Below are 20,697 nucleotides of genomic sequence, written 5' to 3' on the forward strand. Positions count from 1 at the left end.
GATCAGGTGGCGCTTGATCGGCTCGTACATCCACAGCGCGCCGCCGTCGCGGGGGGGGGGGGCGGGGGGGGCGCCCCCTCGCCGCGCTGCACGCCAGCGGCCTGCTGGCGCCCTATCTGGCGGACGACGCGACGGCGGCCGCGCTGGCGCGGCTGTGGGAGGACCAGGTGCCGGCCCACTTCACGGTGCGGCTGGACGCCGGGGCGGCGCGCGCCGGCGTGCGCGCCTGCGCCGCCGAGCTGGGCGTGGACGCCGCGCCGGCCCTGGCCAGCCTGCCCGCCGGCGAGCTGGCGTTCAACGCCATCGCGCTCGACGCCCAGGGCCGGCCGGTGCCGGTGCTGCATTCCGACCTGGGCTTCGCGCTGATGTTGCAGCAGCCGCCGGCCGAGCTGATCGAGCGCGAACTGGCGGCCGTCATGCGGCCCTTCCCGGCCGGACTGATGACCGGGGTCGGCATGGTGGTGGCCAACGGCGCCTACACCGACGCCGCGCTGCGGCCGCTGTTCGGGCCGGACCGCTACCATGGCGCCGTGGTGTGGTCGTGGCAGCAGGCGCTGCTGGCGGCGGGCCTGGCGCGGCAACTGGCGCGCGGCGACCTGCCGGACCGCACGCGCGCCCTGCTGGCCGGGGCGCAGCAGGCGCTGTGGGCCGTCATCCTGCCGACCCAGGCGCAGAGCAATTCCGAGCTGTGGTCCTGGACCTGGGCGGACGGCGCCTACCGCATGCAGGCGTTCGGGCCGGGCGCGGCCACCGCCGACGAATCGAACGCGGCGCAGCTGTGGAGCACGGTCTACCTGGCGGTCCGGCCGCCGCTGGCCGCCGGTACAATGTCCGCGTAGCCGCCATGCCGTCCACCATCATGCGCCGATCACGGCCACCGCAGTATCAGGAGACCAAGCAATGAACGATCTACCAGGCCGCCTGCGCGCGGCCGCGCTGTGCGCCGCGCTGGCGCTGGCGGCGCCGGGACGGGCCGCCGAGGCGGTCACGGTGGCCGTCTGGGGCTCGTCGCCCGCCGAGGTGGCGGCCTTCGACCTGGCCGCCGCCGCCTTCACCGCCAGCACCGGCGTCGCCGTGCGCAAGCAGGTGATCGAGGACAAGTACCAGGACGTGCTGAAGTCGCGCTTCGCCGCCAACAACCCGCCCGACGTGTTTTACCTGGACGCGTCCGAGGCGCCGGTGCTGATCGAAAGCGGCGTGCTGGAGCCGCTGGAACTGGACGCGGCCGACCAGGCCGATTTCTATCCGCAGTTCCTGCAAGCCTTCCGCGGCCGCGACGGCAAGCTGTACGGCCTGCCCAAGGATTATTCGACGCTGGCGCTGTACCTGAACCCGCAGCTGCTGAAGCAGGCCGGCCACCGTCCGGACGAGGTGCCGCGCGACTTCAACGGCTTGATGCGCTTTGCCCAGGCCCTGCAGGCGCGCCTGCCGCGCGGCGTGGCGGCCATGATCATCGAGAAGGACCTGGCGCGCCATCTGGCGGCGCTGGAAACGTCGGGCCAGCCGCTGATCGGCGCCGACGGCCACGCCCACTTCACCGGCAACGCGGTCGCCTACGCCTACCTGAACCAGCTGGTCACCGGCCATGTGCTGAAGTACCTGTACTCGCCCAAGGACGACCTGGGCGCCGACTGGCCGGGCGCCGCCTTCGGCACGCGCCGCGCCGCGATGATGATGGAGGGGAACTGGGTACAGCCGGCGCTCAGGCACGACTACGGCGACGTGCCCTTCATCACGCGCGAGATGCCGACCGTGAACCAGCGCCGGCAGACCATGGCCTTCGTGGTCGGCTACGCGGTGCCGCGCGGCGCCAGGAACAAGGCGGCCGGCCTGCGCTTCGCGCGCTACATGACCGGACCGGGCATGCGCCTGTGGGCCGGCGCCTCGGGCACGCTGCCGACCCGGCGCAGCGTGGAGGCGGCCATGCAGGTGCGCGCCGCGCCGGCGCTGGCGGCGCACGTGGCCGGCGCGGCCTATGCGACGGTGTGGTCGCGCGGCATCGAGCTGCCGGTGCTCAACACCAATTTCGGCAACCAGTTCCTGGCCGCCTTCAACGGCAACAAGTCGCTGCAGCAGGCGCTGGAGAAGGCCGAAACCGTCTCCAACCGTGAAATCGAGCGCCAGCGATGATGTCCACCCTGCCCAAAATCCCGCGCGGCGCCAGCATCGGCGCCTATGCCTTCCTGCTGCCGGCGCTGCTGGTGATCGGCCTGTTCACGCTGGCGCCGATCGCCTATGCCTTGTTTGTCTCGGTGCAGAAGATGGACCTGGTGTCGGGACGCCACAGCTTCGTCGGCCTGCGCAACCTGGCCTACCTGGTCGAGGACGACAAGTTCTGGGCCGCCTGCCACAACACCATGGTGTACGTGGCGGTGGTGGTGCCGCTGCAGACGGCGATCGCGATGGCGCTGGCCTGCGCCCTCAACGGCAGGATCCGTTTCAAGCGCAGCTTCGTCACGCTGCTGTTCCTGCCGACGCTGACCTCGTCGGCGGCAATGACCATGATCTTCATGTGGCTGTTCAATAACAACGGCCTGGTGGTGCAGTTCCTGCAGCAGCACTTCGGCCACAGCGTCAATTTCCTGGGCGACCCCAGGTGGGCGCTGGGCATCATCATGCTGATGAACGTGTTCTCCACCATCCCCGGCTACATGGTGGTGTTCCTGGCCGGCCTGCAGGAGATCCCGGCCGCGCTGTACGAGGCCGCGCTGCTGGACGGCGCCGGCCCGTTCAGCCGCCACTGGGAGATCAGCGTGCCGCAGCTGACGCCGGTCACCTGCTATGTGCTGACGATGGGGCTGATCGGCTGCTTCCAGGTGTTCGACCAGGCCTTCATCCTGTCCGGCGGCGAGGGCGGGCCGGAGAACGCCACGCTGACCTTCACGCTGCTGATCTACCACTTCGCCTTCAAGAACTACAACACCATGGGCCTGGCGTGCGCGCTGGCGGTGGTGCTGACCGCGATCATCTTCTGCGCCACGCTGATCCTGAACCGCTTTGTGCGACCGGACGGAGCCAACCGATGAGCCGCCGTTCCTATTCCGCCGGCGCGCTGTACGCGGTGCTGGCCGGCTACAGCCTGCTGACGCTGGCGCCGTTCGCCTGGGCCGTGCTGACCTCGCTCAAGAGCACCCGCGAGATCGCCGGCGCCGAGCATGTCTGGCCGCAGGCGCCGACGCTGGCGGCCTACGAGACCATCCTGCATGGCCCGTTCTACCAGTGGCTGTGGAACTCGTTCACGGTGGCGCTGGCGGTCACCGTGCTCAACGTGCTGTTCAACACCATGGCCGGCTACGCGCTGGCGCGCATGCGCTTCCGCGGCCGCGGCCTGCTGTTCCAGACGCTGATGCTGCTGGTGATGGTGCCCAGCCAGGTGACCATGATCCCGGCCTATATGATCGTCGCGCGCATGGGCCTGGTGGACACGCATCTGTCGGTGATCCTGACCTCGGCCGTGTCGATCGCCTACATCTTCATGATGCGCCAGTTCTTCATCAATTTCCCGGTCGAGATCGAGGAGGCGGCCACGCTGGACGGCTCGGGGCCGTTCCACCGCTTCTTCCGCATCGTGCTGCCGATGGCCAAGCCGGCGCTGGCGACCCAGGCCATCTTCGTCTTCATGGGCATCTGGAACGAGTTCATGAAGCCGCTGCTGTTCATCTCCAGCGTCGACCGGTACCTGCTGACGCAGGGCTTGAACGCGGTGGCCAAGCAGTACGCCAAGGCGTCGTCCTGGAACCTGATCATGGCCGGCTCGGTGATCTCCATCCTGCCCATCCTGATCATGTACATCGTGCTCAACCGGCACTTCCTGAACATCAACGACCAGTCCAGCGGCATCAAGTAAAACGGAACCCCATGACGCAAGTTAGCCTCCACCATATCGCGCTGGCCTACAACGGCCAGCACGTCCTCAACGACATCAACCTGGACATCGCGGCGGGCGAGTTCTGCGTGTTCATCGGTCCGTCCGGCTGCGGCAAGTCGAGCCTGCTGCGGCTGATCGCGGGACTGGAGCCGGTCAGCGCCGGCACCGTGACCATCGACGGCCTGACCATCAACGATGTGCCGCCGGCGCAGCGCCAGATCGCCATGGTGTTCCAGAGCTACGCGCTGTACCCGCACATGACGGTGTACGACAACATGGCGTTCGGCCTGACCCGCCAGCGGCTGGACAAGGCGGAGATCGGACGCCGCGTGGCGGAGGCGTCGCGCATCCTGCAGCTGGACGCGCTGCTGGCGCGCAAGCCGGCAGCGCTGTCCGGCGGCCAGCGCCAGCGGGTGGCGATCGGCCGCGCCATCGTCAAGAAGCCCAAGGTGTTCCTGTTCGACGAGCCGCTGTCCAACCTGGACGCCGCGCTGCGGGCCCAGACCCGGCTGGAGATCGCGCGCCTGCACCGCGACCTGAATTCGGCCAGCATGATCTATGTGACCCACGACCAGGTGGAGGCGATGACGCTGGCCGACAAGATCGTGCTGCTGCGGCCGGCCGCCGAGGCGCCGGGCCAGTCCAATGTGGCGCAGATCGGCACGCCGCTGGAGCTGTATCACCATCCGGCCAACCTGTTCGCGGCCCGCTTCATCGGCACGCCGGCCATGAACTTCCTGGACGCCAGCCTGTCTGCCGCGACGCCGCAGGGCATCGTCGCCACGCTGCGGGGCCGCGCCTGCGACGCCGCGGTCGATGGCGCCGGCCTGGCGCCGGGCGCCGCGTTGACGCTGGGCATCCGGCCCGAGCACGTGGTGCTGGGACAGGGCGCGTGGCAGGCGCAGATCGTCCACATCGAGGCGCTGGGCGAGCACAGCTATGTGCATCTGCGCTGGGCCGACGACCAGCCGCTGCTGGTCGCCAAGACGCAGGACGACAGCCTGCGGGCGGGGGCGACGGTGGCGTTCGCGCTGCCGGCCGCCGCGCTGCACGCCTTCCGCGACGATGGCCTGGCGCTGCGCAGGGTGGTGAGCCGCTAAGCAGGCCGGCGCACCGCTGGTGGGCGCCGCATGCTAAGCTTTTCGGCATCGGGGCCAGGCATGGCCCTATACAGAGAGGAGCGTCCATGCAAGCCACGCAGTCCGACACCCTCGCCGCCGAGGCGGCCCTGAGCGACTGGCACCGCGCGCTGGAGCAGCACGATTGGGGCGCGGTCGAGGCCGGCTTGACGGCGGAGTTCGTCATGATCGAGCAGGACCGCATCCTGGAGCGGGCCGCCTTGTTGGCGCTGCTGACGGGCAGCGCCGCGCTGGGCCGGCAGCGGGCCAGCCTGTACGATTTCCGCACCCGGGTGCAGGGCGACGTGGCCTGGACCACGGCGCGCAACGATGCGGTGTGGATCGCCACCGACGGCGCGCAAACCCCCTACGGTTTCCTGGAGACGGCGGTCCTCAAGCGCGAGGGCGGCGCCTGGCGCATCGACCGCTACCACGCGACCCGCCTGGTCGCGCGCTGAATGTTGCAATTTCCGCAGCGTGCGGCAAGAATGGCGGCTGTCTCATTCACAACAGGATCCCCGATGACCGACCTGAGCCAGGATGGCCAGCCGCAGCTGAGCAAGCACCGTATCGAAGCCCTGGTGGACGGCATCTTCGCCGTCGCCATGACCTTGCTGGTGATCGACCTGCGCCTGCCCGAGCACGCGCACCTGGCCAGCGAGGCCGCGCTGCGCGAGGCGCTGGCGGCGCTGGTGCCCAACCTGATCTCGTGGCTGATCAGCTTTTTCGTGCTGGCCATCTTCTGGATCGCCAACCACCGCCTGTACAGCTACGTGCGGCACGCCGATGCGCGCCTGTTGTGGCTGACCATCCTCAGCCTGTCCGGCGCCTCGCTGCTGCCGTTCGCGTCCGCCGTCAACAGCCAGTTCGTCTCCAGCACGGGGCAGGCGATTTATTCCGGCGTGATGATCTGGCTGAGCGTGTCCACGCTGCTGGTGGCGCGTCACATCCACCGCCACCCCGGCCTGTGCGCCCATCCGATGTCGGCTGGCACCTACCGCGCCACCCTGGTGCGCGGCTGCGGCGTGATGCTGATCGCGGCGCTGGCGCTGCTCATCAGCCATGTCGTGCCGGGCAAGGCCAACTATGTGTTCGCGCTGATGGCCGTCCTGCGCCCGCTGGGCGCGCGCGTCGAGCGCCGCATGAGCTTGGCCTAGACCTCGCTCCACTGCCGCAGCAGGTTGTGGTAGTGGCCGGTCAGGTTGACCAGTTCCTCGCAGTCGCCCAGGCGCGCGCGCAGGCTCTGGATGTTCTGGTCCAGCTCGAGCAGCATGCAGCGGCGCATGTCGTCGCGCACCATGCTCTGGGTCCAGAAGAAGGAACAGACCCGCGCCCCGCGCGTGACCGGCTGCACCCGGTGGATGCTGGTCGACGGGTAGACGATCAGGTCGCCGGCGGGCAGCTTGACCTCGTGCTCGCCGTAGGCGTCGGTGACGATCAGCTCGCCGCCGTCGTAGTCCTCGGGGTCGCTGAGGAACAGCGTCGACGACACGTCGGTGCGCAGCCATTGCCCGCTGGCCGCCACGCGGCGCAGCGCGCCGTCGACGTGGGAGCCGTAGTGCTCGCCGCCGGCGTAGCTGTTGAACAGCGGCGGACAGGTGCGCAGCGGCAGCGCGGCGGCGAAGAACAGCGGACTGGCCGCCAAGGCCGCCAGCACTTCCGCGCCCAGCTCCTGCGCCAGCGGCGAGCCCTCGGCCAGCTGCCGGTTCTGCTTGACCTGCGCGCCCTGGGCGCCGACCGTGGTGCGGCCGTCGACCCAGTCGCTCTGGTCCAGCCGGCGCCGCATGGCGGCCACTTGTTCGCGGCTCAGTACGCCGGGGATGTGCAGCATCATCGTAACTCTCCTTGAATAAAAAAAAGCCCCGCCGGTGTGGGCGGGGCGTTCGTCTTTTCAGACGAACCGTCACAGCATGGCTGGCGCTTAGAACTTGAAGTTGGCGGTCAGGCTGGCCGAGCGCGGCGCGCCCGGCGTGTAGCGGTAGCCCGACTTGTTGATCGCCTGCACGTACTGCTTGTCGGCCAGGTTGTAGACGTTCAGGCGCAGGTCGACGTGCTTGTTGATCGGATACGAGGCCATGGCGTCGTACACCCAGTACGAATCGGCGTAGGCCGGGGTGCCGACCGCGCCGTCGGTGCCGCGCGCCAGCTTGTCGCTGAAGCGGGCGCCGCCGCCGAGTTGCAGGCCCATCGGCAGCGTGTACGAGGTCCACAGCGTGAACGCCTGCTTGGGCGTGTAGCTCAGCAGGTTGTCGCCGGCGGCGGTCACCACCTTGCCCGACACCACCTGGGTCGACATGCGGGTGTAGCCGGCGCTGACCAGCCAGTTGCGCAGGATCTCGCCGGTCACGCCCAGCTCGATGCCCTGCACGCGCTTCTTGCCGGTCTGGTAGAAGTTGGCGGCGTTGTTCGGGTCGGCCTCGATCTCGTTGCGCACGTCGGTGCGGTAGGCCGTGGCCGACAGCGACAGCTTCTGCTTGAGCAGGTCCCACTTGGTGCCCAGCTCGTAGTTGGTGGTGATTTGCGGATCGTAGTTCGGGTTGGCCGAGCTGTTGGCGGCCGAGCTCAGCGTGAAGTTGGTGCCGCCGGGCGGCGCTTTCGACGTCGCCACCAGGGCGTAGACGCTGCTGTCGGCGGTCGGCTTGTACAGCGCCGACAGTTTGCCGTTGAGCAGGTTGTCCGAGGCCGTCAGCGAGTTCGCCAGCAGCGTGCCGACCGGGATGGTCTGCGGCGTGGCCGCCGCCTGCACGGTCACGCCGTTGTAGGTGGTGTTGTAGTGGTCCAGACGCACGCCGGCGTTGAAGATCCACTTGTCGCCCAGCTTGGCGGTGTCGAACACGTACACGCTCTCGGTGGTGGTGGTGCCGTCGCCGCGCGCGCCGTTGCGCACCAGGCTGACCTGGGCCGGCGTCACCGGCTGGCTGCTGTCCGGATGGTAGATGCTCACCAGCGGCAGGCCGGTCGCGCCCGGCGCGTTGACGTTGGTGTAGTTGGTCTGCTTCTCGTTGACCAGTTCCAGGCCCGCCACCACGGTGTGCTTGAGCGCGCCGCCGTCGAAGTCGGCGGTGACGGTGGTCTGGTTGGTGACGATCTCGTTGAGCTGGTCCTTGTAGGTCAGGTTGGTGCGCGCGATCATCCAGCTGTCCGGATTCGAACCGGCCACGACGTTGCGCAGGTTGGCGCCGGTCGACATGAAGGAGGTCAGCAGGTAGTCCTGCTTGGTGCGGCCGTAGCGGGTGGTGCTTTGCAGCCTGGCGCCGCCGGCGAAGTCGTGTTCGACGCGCACGGTCAGCATGTCGGCCTTGACGCGGTCGAAGTCCAGCACCGAGCCGTAGAAGTTCTTCGGATCGACCGCCGCGGCGCCCGCCATGAAGGCGAAGCTCGGGCCCAGCACGGCCGGCGTGGTGGCGGTGGCCGCCTTCAGCACCACCGGCGCCGGCGGGGTCCAGCCCGGCAGGCCGATGGTCAGCACGCCGCCGTCGGGGATGTTGTCCTGGTCGACGTGCAGGTAGTTCAGGTAGACCCGGGTCGGGCCGTTCAGGCCGAAGGCGACCGACGGCGCGATGGCCCAGCGCTTGTTCTTGACCACGTCGCGCGCCGGGTTGCCGCTGTCCTGGTCGAGCAGGTTGAGGCGGAAGGCGGTGCCGGTGTCGGCGTTGATGATCTTGTTCAGGTCGGCGGTGACGCGCTTTTGCCGGCCGCTGCCGGCGGTGACGGCGCCCTGGTAGGCGTCCTCCATCAGCGGCTTCTTGCTGACCAGGTTGATCGAGCCGGTGGGCGAGCTGCGGCCGTTGTCGGTGCCGGCCGGGCCCTTGAGCACGTCGATCTGTTCGATGTTGAAGGTGTCGCGCGAGATCGAGCCGACGTCGCGCACGCCGTCCACGTAGATGCTGCCGGAGGCGTCGAAGCCGCGCATGTAGACGGCGTCGCCGGTGTTGGTGCTGCCGTTCTCGCCCAGGAAGAAGGCGCCCACGCCGGGGGTGTTGCGCAGCGCCTCGGTCAGCGTGACGGCGCCCTGCTGCTCGATCAGTTCCTTCTTGATGACGGTCAGCGTCTGGGCGGTGTCGACCAGCTTCTCGGTGTACTTGGCGGACGAGGCCTTCTCGGCCTTGAAGTCGTTGATGGCTTCGCCGCGGACCTTGACTTCCTGCAGCGTCTGGTTGCTGCCGGCCACGATGACCGGGTCGGCGCCGGTGTCGGCCGCGTGGGCGGCCACCGGCAGCAGCATCACGGCCAACGCCGCGCTCATCTGTTGGTTGAAGCGCGACTGCGCGTGTTTGCGACTCTTAATCATTTGCAACTTTCTCCGAGAATGTAAGCGGCGGGCTGCGCTGCGCGCGTCTGGCTGCCGGATCGTGACGGAGAATTGTAACAATGAAGTTAACTTATGTAAATGCGAATTATTATCAATAGCGTTCCGTTATATGAAAATGGGGGTCAGGAGGCCTGACCGGCCAGCCAGTCGCGGGCCAGCGCCAGCGTCTGTTCCAGCTCGGCGCGCACGGCCTGGTAGCGCGCGTCCAGCAGCTCGTCGCGCTGGTCGTTGATGGCGGTTTCGGCCTCGACGGTGGCCTGGATCAGGCGCTTGGCGCCCAGCACGCCGACCGCGCCGCGCAGGCTGTGGAACTGGCGGGCGGCGTCGCGCAGCCGGCCTTCCCGCAGCGCCTGGCCGGCCTGGTCGGCCGGCTCCATGCCGATGTCGACCAGGTCGCGCACCATCTTGACCATCACGGCGCGGCCCTTGGCGTCCTTGCCCATCACCCGCATCAGGCTGTCCATGTTGAAGGCGGTGACGTCGGCGGGCGGCGATGGCGCCGCTGCCGGGGCGGGCGGGGTTGGCGCAGCCGCAGCCGGCGCCGGCTGCGCGGCGGCGGCCATGGCGGCCAGCAGCTCGTCCTGCGCGGGCGCCCCGGACGGCAGGTGGCGCTGCAGCACCGCCAGCATCTCGTCCACCTCGATCGGCTTGGGAATGAAATCGGTGATGCCGGCCTCCTGGCTGCGCAGCCGCTCGGAGCCGAGCACGCCGGCCGTCATGGCGATGATGGGCAGCGTCAGGCCCAGCTGCTGGCGCAGCACGCGGGTGGCGGTGAAACCGTCCATCACCGGCATCTGCATGTCCATCAGCACCAGGTCGTAGCGGCTGGCGCTGGTGCGCAGCAGGTCGACCGCCTGGCGGCCGTCGCCCACCACGTCCAGCGTGGCGCCGGCGTGCTCCAGGATGCCGCGCGCCACCATCTGGTTGAGCGTGTTGTCCTCCACCAGCAGGAAGTGGTGCCCGCTCAGGCTGCCGGCGATGCCGGGATCGGCCACCGGCTGCGGCTGGCCGTCGCTCTTGGCCACCAGCGCCTGGTGCAGCGCGTCGAACAGGTTGGAGCTGGTGATCGGCTTGACCAGCACCACGTCGGCCTCCGGCGCGTTGGAGATTTCCTCGGCGTGGTCGCGGGCGAAGGCGTTGACCATCACCACGATCGGCTGCCTGGCGCCGGCCGCCGCCTCGCGGATGCCCTTGGCCGTGGCCAGCCCGTCCATGCCGGGCATGTGCCAGTCGGCCAGCACCACGTCGTACACCTGGCGCGCCTGCTGGCTCTGACGGTAGCGCTGCAGCGCGGCCGCGCCGGAGTCGACCTCGTCGGCCTGCCAGCCCCATGCGCGGATCAGCTTGGCGATCACCTCGCGGCTGGTGCGGTTGTCGTCCGCCACCAGCAGGCGCAGATTGCCCAGCGCCGGCTTGCGGCGTTCGTCCGGCAGCTCGGGCAGCACGTCGAACGGCAGGCTGAACCAGAAGCGGCTGCCCTGGCCGGGCGCGCTGTGGACGGCGATCTGTCCGCCCATCAGCTCGATCAGCCGCTTGGTGATGGCCAGCCCCAGGCCGGTGCCGCCGAAGCGCCGCGTGATGCTCTGGTCGCCCTGCGAGAAGGCCTGGAACAGCTGCGCCAGCTGGTCGGCGGTCATGCCCATGCCGGTGTCGCGCACCTCGAAGCGCAGCAGCGCGTGGCCGGCGTCGCGCGCGCTCAGCTCGACTTCCACCACCACCTCGCCCTGCTCGGTGAACTTGATGGCGTTGCCGGCCAGGTTGACCAGGATCTGCTGCAGGCGCATGGCGTCGCCGCGCCCAGGTGGCGCGGCACCGCCGGGTCGACGCTGATGGCCAGCTCCAGTTCCTTGTCGCCGGCGTTCATGGTCATCAGCGTGGCCAGCGAGTTCATGGTGTCGTCCAGCGTGAACTCCACCGGCGACAGCTCCATGTGGCGCGCCTCGATCTTGGAGAAGTCCAGCACGTCGTTGAGGATGCCCAGCAGCGACTGGCCCGACACCCGCACCATGCTCAGGTACTTGCGCTGCTGCGGCGTCAGCGGCGTGTTGCCGAGCAGGTAGACCATGCCCAGCACCGCGTTCATCGGCGTGCGGATCTCGTGGCTCATGTTGGCCACGAACTCGCTCTTGGCGCGGTTGGCGGCCTCGGCGCGGTCGCGCTCGCGCTCCAGCTCGGCCGCGCGCGCCTCCACCTCCAGCTGCAGGCGGTGGCGCTCGGTGATGTCGGAGATCACCGCCAGCACCTTGGTGCCCTGGTCGGTGCGTACCGCGCTCAGGTTGATCTCGAGTGGGAACTCGCTGCCGTCGCGGCGCAGGCCGAACAGCACCGTGCCGCGCCCCATGCGTACCGGCTCGGCGCTCAGGCGGTCGGTGAAGAAGCGCGCGCGGTGGCCCGCGTGCTGGCCGCGCAGGCGCTCGGGCACCAGCAGCTCCAGCGGCTGGCCCAGCACCGCGTCGCGCGGGTAGCCGAAGCAGCGTTCGCTCTCGCGGTTGAAGGTCTCGATGCGGCCGTCGACGCCGACCACCACGATGGCGTTGGGCGCGAATTCCAGCAGGCTTTGCAGGCGGGCGTCGGCCGCCAGCCGTTCATGCATCAGCTCGTTGAAGGCGGTGGTCAGCTGGCCCACCTCGTCCTGCGCGTGGGCCGGCAGCGGCGTGTAGCGGCTGGGCTGGTCGCGCAGGGCGACGATGGCATCGCGCAGCCGCACCAGCGGCGCCAGCAGGCGCGAGGTCAGCCAGCCGATCAGCGCGGCCGCCAGCAGCGAGGCCAGGCCGCCCCACAGCATCAGCCGGTACAGCACGCCGGTGAAGGGCTCGAACGCCTCCTCGGCCGGCAGCGAGCTGGCCACCACCCAGTTGACCGCCTTGAGCGCCTTGTAGCTGTTGAGGGTGCGCTCGCCGGCGCCGTTGATGCTGTCGACCGTGCCCTCGAAGTCGTGCTCCAGCGCGCGCGTGGTGGCGGCGTTGGCGTTGGGCAGGCGCGGCTGCAGCAGGCGGCCCTGTTCGGGGTGCAGCACGTACACCGGCGCCGGCCCGCGGGTGAGCGCGAAGTAGTAGCCGGTGCGGCCGACCTTGGCCTTGCGCAGGTGGCCCAGCAGGTTGTCCTTGTACAGCCGCAGCACGCCGACCAGCACGCAGGCCACCTCGCCCCTGGCGTCCAGCACCGGCGCCACGATCTGTACGATGGGCTGGCCGCTGCCGCGGCCGATCAGCGGCTCGGTGATCATCGGCTGGCGGGTACGCATCACGGTCTTGAAGTATTCGCGGTCGGCGGCCTCGATGCCGACCCGGCCCGCCTGCTGCGGCAGGTCGGCGACGATGGTGCCTTGCGGGCTCAGCACCAGCAGGTCGTCGAACAGGGACAGCACCGCGCGGTCCTGGTAGTAGGCGCGCAATTGCGCGCTGGAGCCGGCCAGCGCGGGCGGCTGGTTGCGCGCCGACAGCGCGATGATGTCGAGCAGCATGGTCAGCTTGTCGTCCAGCTCCTCGGCCGCGCGGTTGATCAGGGCGGTCTGCTGGGTGAACAGGACCTTGGTGTAGTCCTCCCGCATGCGGTGGGTCTGCAGCACGGTCACCAGCGCGATCATCAGGACCGAGGTGATGCTGGTGGCCAGCGCAACTTTTGCCTTGATGCCGGGTGACTTCATTTCGTCCTTGTGGGCGGGGTCGGGGCTGCGATAGGAAGAATGCAAAACTGACAGCAAATTCTCCTATCAAAGCCCCGCCTTGGCAATAGGATTAACGCTGGGCGGCGGCGATGATCACCTCGGCCACCTTGGCCGGCTGCGACACCATCGGCACGTGGCTGGTTTTCAGCGTGACGGTGGTGGCGTTGATCTTCTTGGCGAAGGCCTGCTGCAGCGCCGGCGCGATCATGCGGTCGTCGGCGGCGGCGATGTAGTAGTTGGGCTTGGTCTTCCACGCGGCCACGCTGGTGGTGTCGGCGAAGGCCTTGGCGCTGATCGGGCCCTGGGTGGCGGCGATCAGGGCGGCGGTGGCCGGCGGCACGTCCGGCGCGAAGTTTTTGGCGACCGAGTCGGCAGGCAGCCACAGGTAGCCGCCGGCGTCGGCCTGCAGCGTGGCGATGCCGGGCGGCACGGCGTAGTCCTTGCCCAGGTCGGCGGTGGCCTCGCCCTCGGACGGTGCGAACGCGGCCACGTAGACCAGCGCCTTCACCTTGTCGCTGGTGCCGGCCTGGGTGATCACGGTGCCGCCCCACGAGTGGCCCACCAGCACCACCTTGCCGCTCTGCGCATCGATCACGCGCTGGGTGGAGGCGACGTCGTCGGCCAGCGAGCTCAGCGGATTTTGCACGGCCACGACCTTGTAGCCCTTGGCGCGCAGCAGCGGAATCACCTGGTTCCAGCTGGAACCGTCGGCGAAGGCGCCGTGGACCAGCACGACGGTGGTGTCGGCGGCAGGGGTGGCGGCTTGGGCGCCCAGTGCGGAGGCCAGCAGTGCGGTAGCGATCAGAGTGCGTTTCATGATGTTGTCCTTGTGGTTGAGTAGTTGGCTATCAAATAGTGTGCTACTTGATGAGTTGAACTATAGCTCGCAATTTAATCGTGTGCAAGATAAAAATCTAAAATATTTTGTGATATCCCGCGAATCCAAACGGCGCCGCCGCGCCTCTTAGCTGCCGAGGGACTTCCTCTGCGACAATTAGGAGTGCATGATGTTTTATGTGAAAAACGTACCGAACTGGGAACGCGCGCTGCGCGTGGTGGCCGGCGCGATCGCGGCCTGGGCCGGCATCGCCCTGCTGGGCGGCGCGTGGGGGCTGGTGCTGGCGGCCTCGGCGGCGGGGATCGTGGCGTCCGGGCTGTTCGGCTTTTGCCCGATGTGCGCGCTGGTCGGCCGCCGTCTCGACAGGAAATCATGAGTCTTGCAACACAACACCTGCCCGTGCTGGACGCCGCCCACCGTGGCGATCCGGCCGCGCTGGCGCAGCTGCTGCGGCTGTGCCAGCCCGACATCCGCCGCTACGCCCAGCGCAACTGCCTGGTGGCCGACGTCGACGACGCGGTGCAGGAAGCCTTGCTGGTGCTGTCGCGGCGGCTGTCGTCGGTGCGCGCGCTGGCGGCGTTTTCCGGCTGGATGTTCCAGGTGGTCAAGCGCGCCTGCCGCCGGCTCGGCCGCGCCGCGCTGGGCCACGATCCGTGGGACGACGAGCGCGCCGACCAGTGGCTGGCCAACCGGGACACGGCCGGCCTGCGGCTGGAACTGGTCAACGCGCTGGAATCGCTGCCGGCCGATTATCTGCAAGTGGTGTTGTTGCGCGATTTCGCCGAAATGTCCATCGCCGAGATCGCCGCCGAGGTGGGCGACAGCAGCGCCGCCGTCAAGAGCCGGCTGCACCGGGCGCGCACCATGGCGCGCGAATACCTGATCGGCTAACTGCGGCATCAGCCCCGATTAGCGACAAATGGTCTACACTGGGGCCATGATACGAGAACTTCCCGAGTTGGTGCTGCCGAGCGCCACCCTTGACACCCTCAAGGCCAGTTGCGCGTCGTGCAGCATGCACCAGCTGTGCTTGCCGATGGGTTTGGACAACAACGATATGGACCGGCTGGACCAGATCATCGGCCGCCGCCGCAAGGTGCCGCGCGGCGCCCCGCTGTTCCGCATCGGAGATTCCTTCCAGAGCCTGTATGCGATCCGGCTCGGCCATTTCAAGACCTACCAGGTCAACCGCGAGGGCGTGGAGCAGATCACCGGCTTCCAGATGGCCGGCGAGCTGCTGGGCATGGACGCCATCAGCGCCGACCAGCACCATTGCACCGGCGTGGCGCTGGAAGACAGCGAGGTGTGCGAGATCCCGTTTGGCAGCCTGCAGCAGCTGCTGGCCGACATGCCGACACTGTTGCGTCATTTCCACCGCATGATGAGCCAGGAAATCACCCGCGAGCAAAGCGTGATGCTGTTGTTGGGGAATATGCAGGCGACCCAGCGGTTCGCCGCCTTCCTGGTCAACCTGTCGTCGCGCTACGAGGCGCGCGGCTATTCGCCGCATGTGTTCCAGCTGCGCATGTCGCGCGAGGAGATCGGCAACTACCTGGGGCTGACCATCGAGAGCATCAGCCGCCTGCTGTCCAAGTTCAAGAAGGAAGGTCTGCTGCGCGTGAGCAACCGCGAAATCGAGTTGCTCGAGCCGATACGGCTCAAGGCCATCACGGCGGGCACGCAGACCTGTAGTTGAGAATTAATTGTCCGCCGGTTGCGGCAGGTCGGCGTGCAAGGTCACCGAGCGCTGCGCCGGCCAGCTCCAGGTGCCGGCCAGGCGCCAGTCGCGCCGCTCGCCCTCCACCAGCACCACCCAGCGGCTGCGTTCCAGCATCGGCAGGTTGATCTGGAAGGCGCCGAACTCGTCCGGCTGCACCACCAGTTGGATATCCTTTTCCGGCAAGGTCGCGTGCGACAGGTGCACGAACAGGCGCTCGGTCTTGCCCTGGTCGCTGGCGGTGCGGCGCAGCTGGCCGGTCAGCGCGCCCTGGGTGGCGTCGTAGCCCACCTCCACCGACAAGCCCATCGACGCGGCCAGGCGGTCGCGCCGCAAGTCCTGGTTGATGGCCTTGCCCTGCTTGTAGTAGTCGCCCACCACCAGCGCGTCCTGGCGCGAGTAGGCCAGCCAGCCGGTGTAGCTGGCGGCCACCACCACCACGGCCGGGCCCAGCATCAGCAGCCACGGCCAGCGTTGTTTCCACCACGGCGTGGCGGGCGGCGTCATCATCGATACGGTCATATGCTTCCCCTTAGCGCGGCACGAAGAATACCGCGTGTTCTTCCACATGCAGCGACGGCTGGTCGACTGCGGTCAGTTCGATCTCTATCTTGTTCGAGCCCGGCTTGCCGGCGCCGTGCGCGCTGCGCAGGCGGATCGGATAGGCCTTGGTCTCGGTGCCTTCCACCCGCACCTGGTCCGGCGTCACCTGCGTCAGCGTGTCGATGCCGCTGACGCGGATGCGGTAGGTGTGGGCCTGCTCCGAGGTGTTCATGATCTGCAGGCGGTAGACGTTCTCGATCATGCCCTCCTCGACCTCGCGCCCCATGGCGCCGCGGTCGCGGATCACGTCCAGCTTGAGCGGCGTGCGCAGCGACAGCGCGGTGACCACCGCGATCACGATCAGGCCCAGGATGCCGGAGTAGATCTTGACCCGCGGGCGCAGCGTGCGCTGGCGGATCTCGGTCGGCGTGTAGTGCATCAGCAGCGCGCGCTCGGTGCTGTAGCGGATCAGGCCGCGCGGCTCGCCGATCTTGTCCATCACGCCGTTGCAGGCGTCGACGCAGGCGGCGCAGCCGATGCATTCGTATTGCAAGCCATTGCGGATGTCGATGCCGGTCGGGCAGACCTGCACGCACAGGCTGCAGTCGATGCACGAGCCGCCCTTGAGTTCCTCGCGTTTCGACAACGGCGCGCGCGGTTCGCCGCGTTCGCTGTCGTAGGTGATGATCAGGGTGTCGCGGTCGAACATCGAGCTCTGGAAGCGGGCATACGGGCACATGTATTTGCACACCTGCTCGCGCAGCCAGCCGGCGTTGCCGTAGGTGGCCAGGCTGTAGAACAGCACCCAGAACCATTCCCACGGGCCGAAGCTCAAGGTCAGCACCTCGTTGCCCAGCAGCTTGATCGGCGTGAAGTAGCCGACGAAGGTGAAGCCGGTCCACAGCGCGACCGCGCCCCAGGCCAGGTGCTTGGCGGTTTTCTTGCCAAACTTGGCGGCCGACGGCGGTTGCCGGTCGAGCGCCATGCGCGCGCTGCGCGGGCCTTCGATCTTCAGTTCTATCCACAGGAAGATTTTGGTATAAACCGTTTGCGGACAGGCGAAGCCGCACCATACCCGCCCCGCCACCGCGGTGGCGAGGAACAGCAGGTAGGCGCAGATGATCAGCAGCGCGGCCAGATAGATGAAGTCCTGCGGCCACAAGACCAGTCCGAAGATGTAGAACTTGCGCGCCACCAGGTCGAACAGCAGGGCCTGGCGGCCGTTCCACTGCATCCATGGGCTGCAGTAGAAGGCCAGCTGCGTCAGCCAGACAAACAGCCAGCGCAGCCGGGCGTAGCGGCCCGTGGTTTCGCGCGGGTAGATTTGCTCGCGCTTCGCATACATCTTGATGACTTGTGGCGCAGGATCGTTCATTTTGTTGCCGGGGCGGGTTCTGTCGCCGCCGCGACCGGTGAGGTTTCAACGTGGTTCACGTCGTTCGACAGGCTCCACACGTAGGCGGCCAGCACGTGCACCTTGGCGTCGCCGAGGAAGTCCTCGAACGCCGGCATGGTGGTGGTGCGGCCCTTGCGGATGGTTTCCATGATGGTCTCGGCGCTGCCGCCGAACAGCCAGATCTTGTCGGTCAGGTTAGGCGCGCCGATGGCCTGGTTGCCGGTGCCGCCCGCGCTGTGGCAAGCCATGCAGGCGCCGAACTTGTCCTTGCCGAACGAGGCCTTGATCGGATCCGAGGTCGAACCGGACAGGCTCAGCACGTAGTGCGCGACGTTCTCCACATCCTTGTCCGAGCCCAGCGCGGCGCCCATCGGCGGCATCATGCCGGTGCGGCCGTGCAGGATGGTTTCCTTGATGGTCTCGGGGGCGCCGCCGAACAGCCAGTCCTTGTCGGTCAGGTTGGGGAAGCCCTTGTTGCCGCGCGCGTCCGAACCGTGGCACTGCGCGCAGTAGGTCAGGAACAGGCGCTCGCCGATGGCGTGGGCCTTGGGATCGGCCGCCACCGCTTTCAGGTCCTGCTTCTGGTATTGCGCGAACAGCGGGCCGTATTCGGTCTCGGCCTGCTTGAGCTCGGCCTGGTACTGGCCCGACGATTTCCAGCCCAGCTTGCCGGCGTAGCTGCCCAGCCCCGGATACAGGAACAGATAGGCCAGGCCGAACACGATGGTGATGTAGAACAGCCACATCCACCAGCGCGGCATCGGCGTGTTCAGCTCGCTCAAGTCCTCGTCCCACACGTGGCCGGTGGTTTCGCCGGCCTTGCCCTTGATCTGGGATTGCGAGAACAGCAGGATGCCGCAGCCGGCGATGCCGAGCAGAGTCAGCACCACGATGTACAGGTCCCAGAAGCCGTTGGTGAAATCAGCCATGGCTAGTCTCCTTGTCGTCGTCGTCGAACGGCAGCTGCGCCGCCGTGGCGAAATCGGCTTCCTTGTTGTGGATGAAAGCCCACCACAGGATGCCGGCAAAGGTGATGAAGGAAATCACCGTCATCACGCTGCTGGCGCGGTCAAACAGGTTATCGATAGCCATGCTAGTTCCTCGTCTTGATTAATGTGCCCAGGCCTTGCAGGTAGGCGATCAGGGCGTCTTCTTCGGTCTTGTCCTTGAGCTCGGCCGGCGCGGCGGCGATCTCGGCGTCGGTGTACGGATCGCCCAGGCGCTGGAGCGCCTTCATGTGCGGCACGATCGATTCCGGCACCAGCGAGGTCTTGGCCAGCCACGGGTAGTTCGGCATGTTCGATTCCGGCACCACGTCGCGCGGATTGTTCAGGTGGGTGCGGTGCCATTCATCGCTGTAGCGGCCGCCCACGCGCGCCAGGTCCGGCCCGGTGCGCTTGGAACCCCACTGGAACGGCCGGTCGTAGACGAACTCGCCGGCGACCGAGTAGTGGCCGTAGCGCTCGGTCTCGGCGCGGAACGGACGCACCATCTGCGAGTGGCAGTTGTAGCAGCCTTCGCGCACATAGATGTCGCGGCCGGCCAGGCGCAGCGGCGAGTACGGTTTCAAGCCGGCCACCGGCTCGGTGGTGGACTTCTGGAAGAACAGCGGCACGATCTCGACGGCGCCGCCGACGCTGACCACCAGCGTCACCAGCGCGATCAGCAGCCAGGGATTTCTCTCGATCCAGTCATGTGAAAATTTCATGCTTTGCTCCGATATCAGGCGTGGCCGGCGTTGAGCGCGGGAATGCGCGCCACGGCGGTCTCGCGGTTACGCAAGGTCATCCAGGTGTTGTAGCCCATCACGCACATGCCGGTCAGGTACAGCAGGCCGCCGGTGAAGCGCACCACGTAGTACGGATAGGTGGCTTTGACGCCTTCGACGAAGGTGTAGGTCAGCGTGCCGTCGGCATTGACTGCGCGCCACATCAGGCCCTGCATCACACCGGCGATCCACATCGCGGCGATGTACAGCACGATGCCGATGGTGGCGACCCAGAAGTGCAGGTCGATCAGCTTGGTGCTATACATTTTTTGCTGGCCGGCCAGGCGCGGCAGCAGGTAGTAGATCGAACCCATGGTGATGAAGCCCACCCAGCCCAGTGCGCCGCCGTGGACGTGGGCGATGCCCCAGTCGGTGTAGTGCGACAGTGCGTTGACGGTCTTGATCGACATCATCGGGCCCTCGAAGGTGGCCATGCCGTAGAACGACAGCGAGACGATCATGAACTTCAGGATAGGATCGGTGCGCAGCTTGTGCCAGGCGCCCGACAGGGTCATGATGCCGTTGATCATGCCGCCCCAGCTTGGCGCCAGCAGGATCAGCGAGAACACCATGCCGATCGACTGGGTCCAGTCCGGCAGCGCGGTGTAGTGCAGGTGGTGCGGGCCGGCCCACATGTAGGTGAAGATCAGCGCCCAGAAGTGCACGATCGACAGGCGGTACGAGTACACCGGACGCTCGGCCTGCTTCGGAATGAAGTAGTAGACCATGCCCAGGTAGCCGGCGGTCAGGATGAAGCCCACCGCGTTGTGGCCGTACCACCACTGGATCATGGCGTCCTGCACGCCCGAGTAGGCGGAGTAGGATTTGAACAAGGTTGCCGGCATGCTGGCGCCGTTGACCACGTGCAGGATCGTCACGGCGATGATGTAGCCGGCGAAGAACCAGTTGGCGACGTAGATGTGCTTGACCTTACGCTTGATCAGCGTGCCGAAGAACACGATGGCGTAGGACACCCACACCACGGCGATCAGCAAGGTGATCGGCCATTCCAGCTCGGCGTATTCCTTGCCGCGGGTCAGGCCCATCGGCAGGGTGACGACGGCGCTGAGGATGACCGCTTGCCAGCCCCAGAAGGTGAAGGCGGCCAGTTTGTCCGAGAACAGCCGCACCTGGCAGGTGCGCTGTACCACGTAGTAGGAGGTTGCGAAAAGTCCGCAGATGCCGAACGCGAAGATGACGGCATTGGTGTGTAAAGGCCGCAGGCGGCCGTAGGTCAACCATGGAATGTCCAGGTTCAGCGCCGGCCATGCCAGCTGGGCGGCGATAATGACGCCTACCAGCATGCCGACGATACCCCAGACCACGGTGGCGATTGCGAATTGCTTCACAATCTTGTAGTTGTAGTTCTGTGCAAGGTCCACTTGAAGTTCTCCCAAGAACGCTTTGATGATGTGAGTCAAAGGTTACTTAGGTGAGACTTAAAAAACCTTGATGTGAATCAAAATTTTC

At 67.4% G+C, this 20,697-nt stretch carries 21 protein-coding genes; 10 read left to right on the forward strand and 11 right to left on the reverse strand.

The features are described from left to right. Positions 1-167 precede the first annotated feature (167 nt). The 7 genes from HUX88_RS12625 to HUX88_RS12655 all read left to right on the forward strand — a co-directional run bounded on the left by HUX88_RS12625 (position 168) and on the right by HUX88_RS12655 (position 6,143). Positions 168-839, forward strand: coding sequence for a hypothetical protein (locus HUX88_RS12625; protein ID WP_176362004.1), 672 nt, complete (start codon positions 168-170; stop codon positions 837-839). Between the two features lie 61 nt (positions 840-900). Further along, complete coding sequence (locus tag HUX88_RS12630; RefSeq protein ID WP_176362005.1) at positions 901-2,130, forward strand: extracellular solute-binding protein; 1,230 nt, start codon at positions 901-903, stop codon at positions 2,128-2,130. Then, positions 2,127-3,026, forward strand: coding sequence for a carbohydrate ABC transporter permease (locus HUX88_RS12635; RefSeq protein ID WP_176362006.1), 900 nt, complete (start codon positions 2,127-2,129; stop codon positions 3,024-3,026). The genes HUX88_RS12630 and HUX88_RS12635 overlap by 4 nt, the downstream gene beginning before the upstream one ends. After that, on the forward strand, positions 3,023-3,847 hold the full coding sequence (locus HUX88_RS12640; protein ID WP_176362007.1) for a carbohydrate ABC transporter permease: 825 nt from the start codon (positions 3,023-3,025) through the stop codon (positions 3,845-3,847). Before HUX88_RS12635 ends, HUX88_RS12640 begins: the two co-directional genes overlap by 4 nt. 11 nt (positions 3,848-3,858) lie before the next feature. Then, positions 3,859-4,968 (forward strand): ABC transporter ATP-binding protein, encoded by a 1,110-nt coding sequence (locus HUX88_RS12645; RefSeq protein ID WP_176362008.1) that lies wholly within the window; start codon positions 3,859-3,861, stop codon positions 4,966-4,968. A gap of 86 nt (positions 4,969-5,054) precedes the next feature. Further along, positions 5,055-5,444 carry a nuclear transport factor 2 family protein gene (locus HUX88_RS12650; RefSeq protein WP_176362009.1) on the forward strand — a complete coding sequence of 130 codons (390 nt, stop codon included), beginning with the start codon at positions 5,055-5,057 and terminating at the stop codon, positions 5,442-5,444. 63 nt (positions 5,445-5,507) lie between these two features. Further along, entirely contained in the window at positions 5,508-6,143 is a 636-nt protein-coding gene (locus tag HUX88_RS12655) for a TMEM175 family protein (RefSeq protein WP_176362010.1), read from the forward strand. Here the strand turns inward: HUX88_RS12655 and HUX88_RS12660 are convergent. From HUX88_RS12660 to HUX88_RS12675, 5 genes are all read right to left on the reverse strand, one after another. Continuing rightward, a complete protein-coding gene (locus HUX88_RS12660) occupies positions 6,140-6,820 on the reverse strand; it encodes a Fe2+-dependent dioxygenase (protein ID WP_176362011.1) in 681 nt (226 codons plus the stop codon). The genes HUX88_RS12655 and HUX88_RS12660 overlap by 4 nt on opposite strands. An 87-nt stretch (positions 6,821-6,907) precedes the next feature. Continuing rightward, complete coding sequence (locus HUX88_RS12665) at positions 6,908-9,277, reverse strand: catecholate siderophore receptor Fiu (protein ID WP_117012303.1); 2,370 nt, start codon at positions 9,275-9,277, stop codon at positions 6,908-6,910. A 143-nt stretch (positions 9,278-9,420) separates the two neighbouring features. Beyond that, positions 9,421-11,082: a hybrid sensor histidine kinase/response regulator gene (locus tag HUX88_RS32280; protein ID WP_229219324.1), complete on the reverse strand. Its 1,662-nt coding sequence runs from the start codon at positions 11,080-11,082 to the stop codon at positions 9,421-9,423. Beyond that, a complete protein-coding gene (locus HUX88_RS32285; protein ID WP_229219325.1) occupies positions 10,995-12,944 on the reverse strand; it encodes a histidine kinase dimerization/phospho-acceptor domain-containing protein in 1,950 nt (649 codons plus the stop codon). The genes HUX88_RS32280 and HUX88_RS32285 overlap by 88 nt, the downstream gene beginning before the upstream one ends. Before the next feature lie 91 nt (positions 12,945-13,035). Next, on the reverse strand, positions 13,036-13,782 hold the full coding sequence (locus HUX88_RS12675) for an alpha/beta fold hydrolase (RefSeq protein ID WP_176362012.1): 747 nt from the start codon (positions 13,780-13,782) through the stop codon (positions 13,036-13,038). 190 nt (positions 13,783-13,972) lie between these two features. Between HUX88_RS12675 and HUX88_RS12680 the strand changes: the two genes are divergently transcribed. The 3 genes from HUX88_RS12680 to fnr are packed head-to-tail and all read left to right on the forward strand — an operon-like array spanning position 13,973 to position 15,499. Further along, positions 13,973-14,179, forward strand: coding sequence for a DUF2892 domain-containing protein (locus tag HUX88_RS12680; RefSeq protein ID WP_176362153.1), 207 nt, complete (start codon positions 13,973-13,975; stop codon positions 14,177-14,179). Beyond that, positions 14,176-14,694, forward strand: coding sequence for an RNA polymerase sigma factor (locus tag HUX88_RS12685; RefSeq protein ID WP_176362013.1), 519 nt, complete (start codon positions 14,176-14,178; stop codon positions 14,692-14,694). The genes HUX88_RS12680 and HUX88_RS12685 overlap by 4 nt, the downstream gene beginning before the upstream one ends. Positions 14,695-14,740: 46 nt before the next feature. Beyond that, on the forward strand, positions 14,741-15,499 hold the full coding sequence (gene fnr, locus HUX88_RS12690; RefSeq protein WP_176362014.1) for a fumarate/nitrate reduction transcriptional regulator Fnr: 759 nt from the start codon (positions 14,741-14,743) through the stop codon (positions 15,497-15,499). 3 nt (positions 15,500-15,502) lie between these two features. On the opposite strand, the gene HUX88_RS12695 is transcribed toward fnr, so the two are convergent. Genes HUX88_RS12695 through ccoN form a run of 6 tightly spaced genes read right to left on the reverse strand, consistent with a single transcriptional unit; the run spans position 15,503 to position 20,609 of the window. Continuing rightward, positions 15,503-16,042, reverse strand: coding sequence for a FixH family protein (locus HUX88_RS12695; protein ID WP_176362015.1), 540 nt, complete (start codon positions 16,040-16,042; stop codon positions 15,503-15,505). 10 nt (positions 16,043-16,052) lie between these two features. Further along, positions 16,053-17,438 carry a cytochrome c oxidase accessory protein CcoG gene (gene ccoG / locus HUX88_RS12700; RefSeq protein ID WP_117012297.1) on the reverse strand — a complete coding sequence of 462 codons (1,386 nt, stop codon included), beginning with the start codon at positions 17,436-17,438 and terminating at the stop codon, positions 16,053-16,055. Then, positions 17,435-18,388, reverse strand: coding sequence for a cytochrome-c oxidase, cbb3-type subunit III (ccoP, locus tag HUX88_RS12705; RefSeq protein ID WP_117012296.1), 954 nt, complete (start codon positions 18,386-18,388; stop codon positions 17,435-17,437). Before ccoP ends, ccoG begins: the two co-directional genes overlap by 4 nt. Next, a complete protein-coding gene (locus HUX88_RS12710; RefSeq protein ID WP_117012295.1) occupies positions 18,381-18,551 on the reverse strand; it encodes a cbb3-type cytochrome c oxidase subunit 3 in 171 nt (56 codons plus the stop codon). Before HUX88_RS12710 ends, ccoP begins: the two co-directional genes overlap by 8 nt. Position 18,552: 1 nt before the next feature. Beyond that, positions 18,553-19,167 (reverse strand): cytochrome-c oxidase, cbb3-type subunit II, encoded by a 615-nt coding sequence (gene ccoO, locus HUX88_RS12715; RefSeq protein ID WP_117012294.1) that lies wholly within the window; start codon positions 19,165-19,167, stop codon positions 18,553-18,555. A 14-nt stretch (positions 19,168-19,181) separates the two neighbouring features. After that, positions 19,182-20,609, reverse strand: a complete 1,428-nt coding sequence (gene ccoN, locus HUX88_RS12720; protein WP_117012293.1) for a cytochrome-c oxidase, cbb3-type subunit I — start codon at positions 20,607-20,609, stop codon at positions 19,182-19,184. Between the last annotated feature and the right edge of the window lie 88 nt (positions 20,610-20,697).

Origin of the sequence: Duganella sp. BJB1802 (assembly GCF_013369445.1) — a bacterium.
Classification (GTDB): domain Bacteria; phylum Pseudomonadota; class Gammaproteobacteria; order Burkholderiales; family Burkholderiaceae_D; genus Rugamonas; species Rugamonas vulcania_A.

What these genes read in the sequence shown, in the direction of transcription:
- HUX88_RS12630 (WP_176362005.1), top strand. Translation starts at nt 901, where the DNA reads ATGAACGATCTACCAGGCCGCCTGCGCGCGGCCGCGCTGTGCGCCGCG.
- HUX88_RS12675 (WP_176362012.1), bottom strand. Translation starts at nt 13,782, where the DNA reads ATGAAACGCACTCTGATCGCTACCGCACTGCTGGCCTCCGCACTGGGC.
- HUX88_RS12660 (WP_176362011.1), bottom strand. Translation starts at nt 6,820, where the DNA reads ATGATGCTGCACATCCCCGGCGTACTGAGCCGCGAACAAGTGGCCGCC.
- HUX88_RS12695 (WP_176362015.1), bottom strand. Translation starts at nt 16,042, where the DNA reads ATGACCGTATCGATGATGACGCCGCCCGCCACGCCGTGGTGGAAACAA.
- HUX88_RS12680 (WP_176362153.1), top strand. Translation starts at nt 13,973, where the DNA reads ATGTTTTATGTGAAAAACGTACCGAACTGGGAACGCGCGCTGCGCGTG.
- HUX88_RS12665 (WP_117012303.1), bottom strand. Translation starts at nt 9,277, where the DNA reads ATGATTAAGAGTCGCAAACACGCGCAGTCGCGCTTCAACCAACAGATG.
- fnr (WP_176362014.1), top strand. Translation starts at nt 14,741, where the DNA reads ATGATACGAGAACTTCCCGAGTTGGTGCTGCCGAGCGCCACCCTTGAC.
- ccoG (WP_117012297.1), bottom strand. Translation starts at nt 17,438, where the DNA reads ATGAACGATCCTGCGCCACAAGTCATCAAGATGTATGCGAAGCGCGAG.
- HUX88_RS12645 (WP_176362008.1), top strand. Translation starts at nt 3,859, where the DNA reads ATGACGCAAGTTAGCCTCCACCATATCGCGCTGGCCTACAACGGCCAG.
- ccoP (WP_117012296.1), bottom strand. Translation starts at nt 18,388, where the DNA reads ATGGCTGATTTCACCAACGGCTTCTGGGACCTGTACATCGTGGTGCTG.
- HUX88_RS32280 (WP_229219324.1), bottom strand. Translation starts at nt 11,082, where the DNA reads ATGCGCCTGCAGCAGATCCTGGTCAACCTGGCCGGCAACGCCATCAAG.
- HUX88_RS12640 (WP_176362007.1), top strand. Translation starts at nt 3,023, where the DNA reads ATGAGCCGCCGTTCCTATTCCGCCGGCGCGCTGTACGCGGTGCTGGCC.
- HUX88_RS12685 (WP_176362013.1), top strand. Translation starts at nt 14,176, where the DNA reads ATGAGTCTTGCAACACAACACCTGCCCGTGCTGGACGCCGCCCACCGT.
- HUX88_RS12635 (WP_176362006.1), top strand. Translation starts at nt 2,127, where the DNA reads ATGATGTCCACCCTGCCCAAAATCCCGCGCGGCGCCAGCATCGGCGCC.
- HUX88_RS12650 (WP_176362009.1), top strand. Translation starts at nt 5,055, where the DNA reads ATGCAAGCCACGCAGTCCGACACCCTCGCCGCCGAGGCGGCCCTGAGC.
- HUX88_RS32285 (WP_229219325.1), bottom strand. Translation starts at nt 12,944, where the DNA reads ATGAAGTCACCCGGCATCAAGGCAAAAGTTGCGCTGGCCACCAGCATC.
- ccoO (WP_117012294.1), bottom strand. Translation starts at nt 19,167, where the DNA reads ATGAAATTTTCACATGACTGGATCGAGAGAAATCCCTGGCTGCTGATC.
- HUX88_RS12655 (WP_176362010.1), top strand. Translation starts at nt 5,508, where the DNA reads ATGACCGACCTGAGCCAGGATGGCCAGCCGCAGCTGAGCAAGCACCGT.
- HUX88_RS12710 (WP_117012295.1), bottom strand. Translation starts at nt 18,551, where the DNA reads ATGGCTATCGATAACCTGTTTGACCGCGCCAGCAGCGTGATGACGGTG.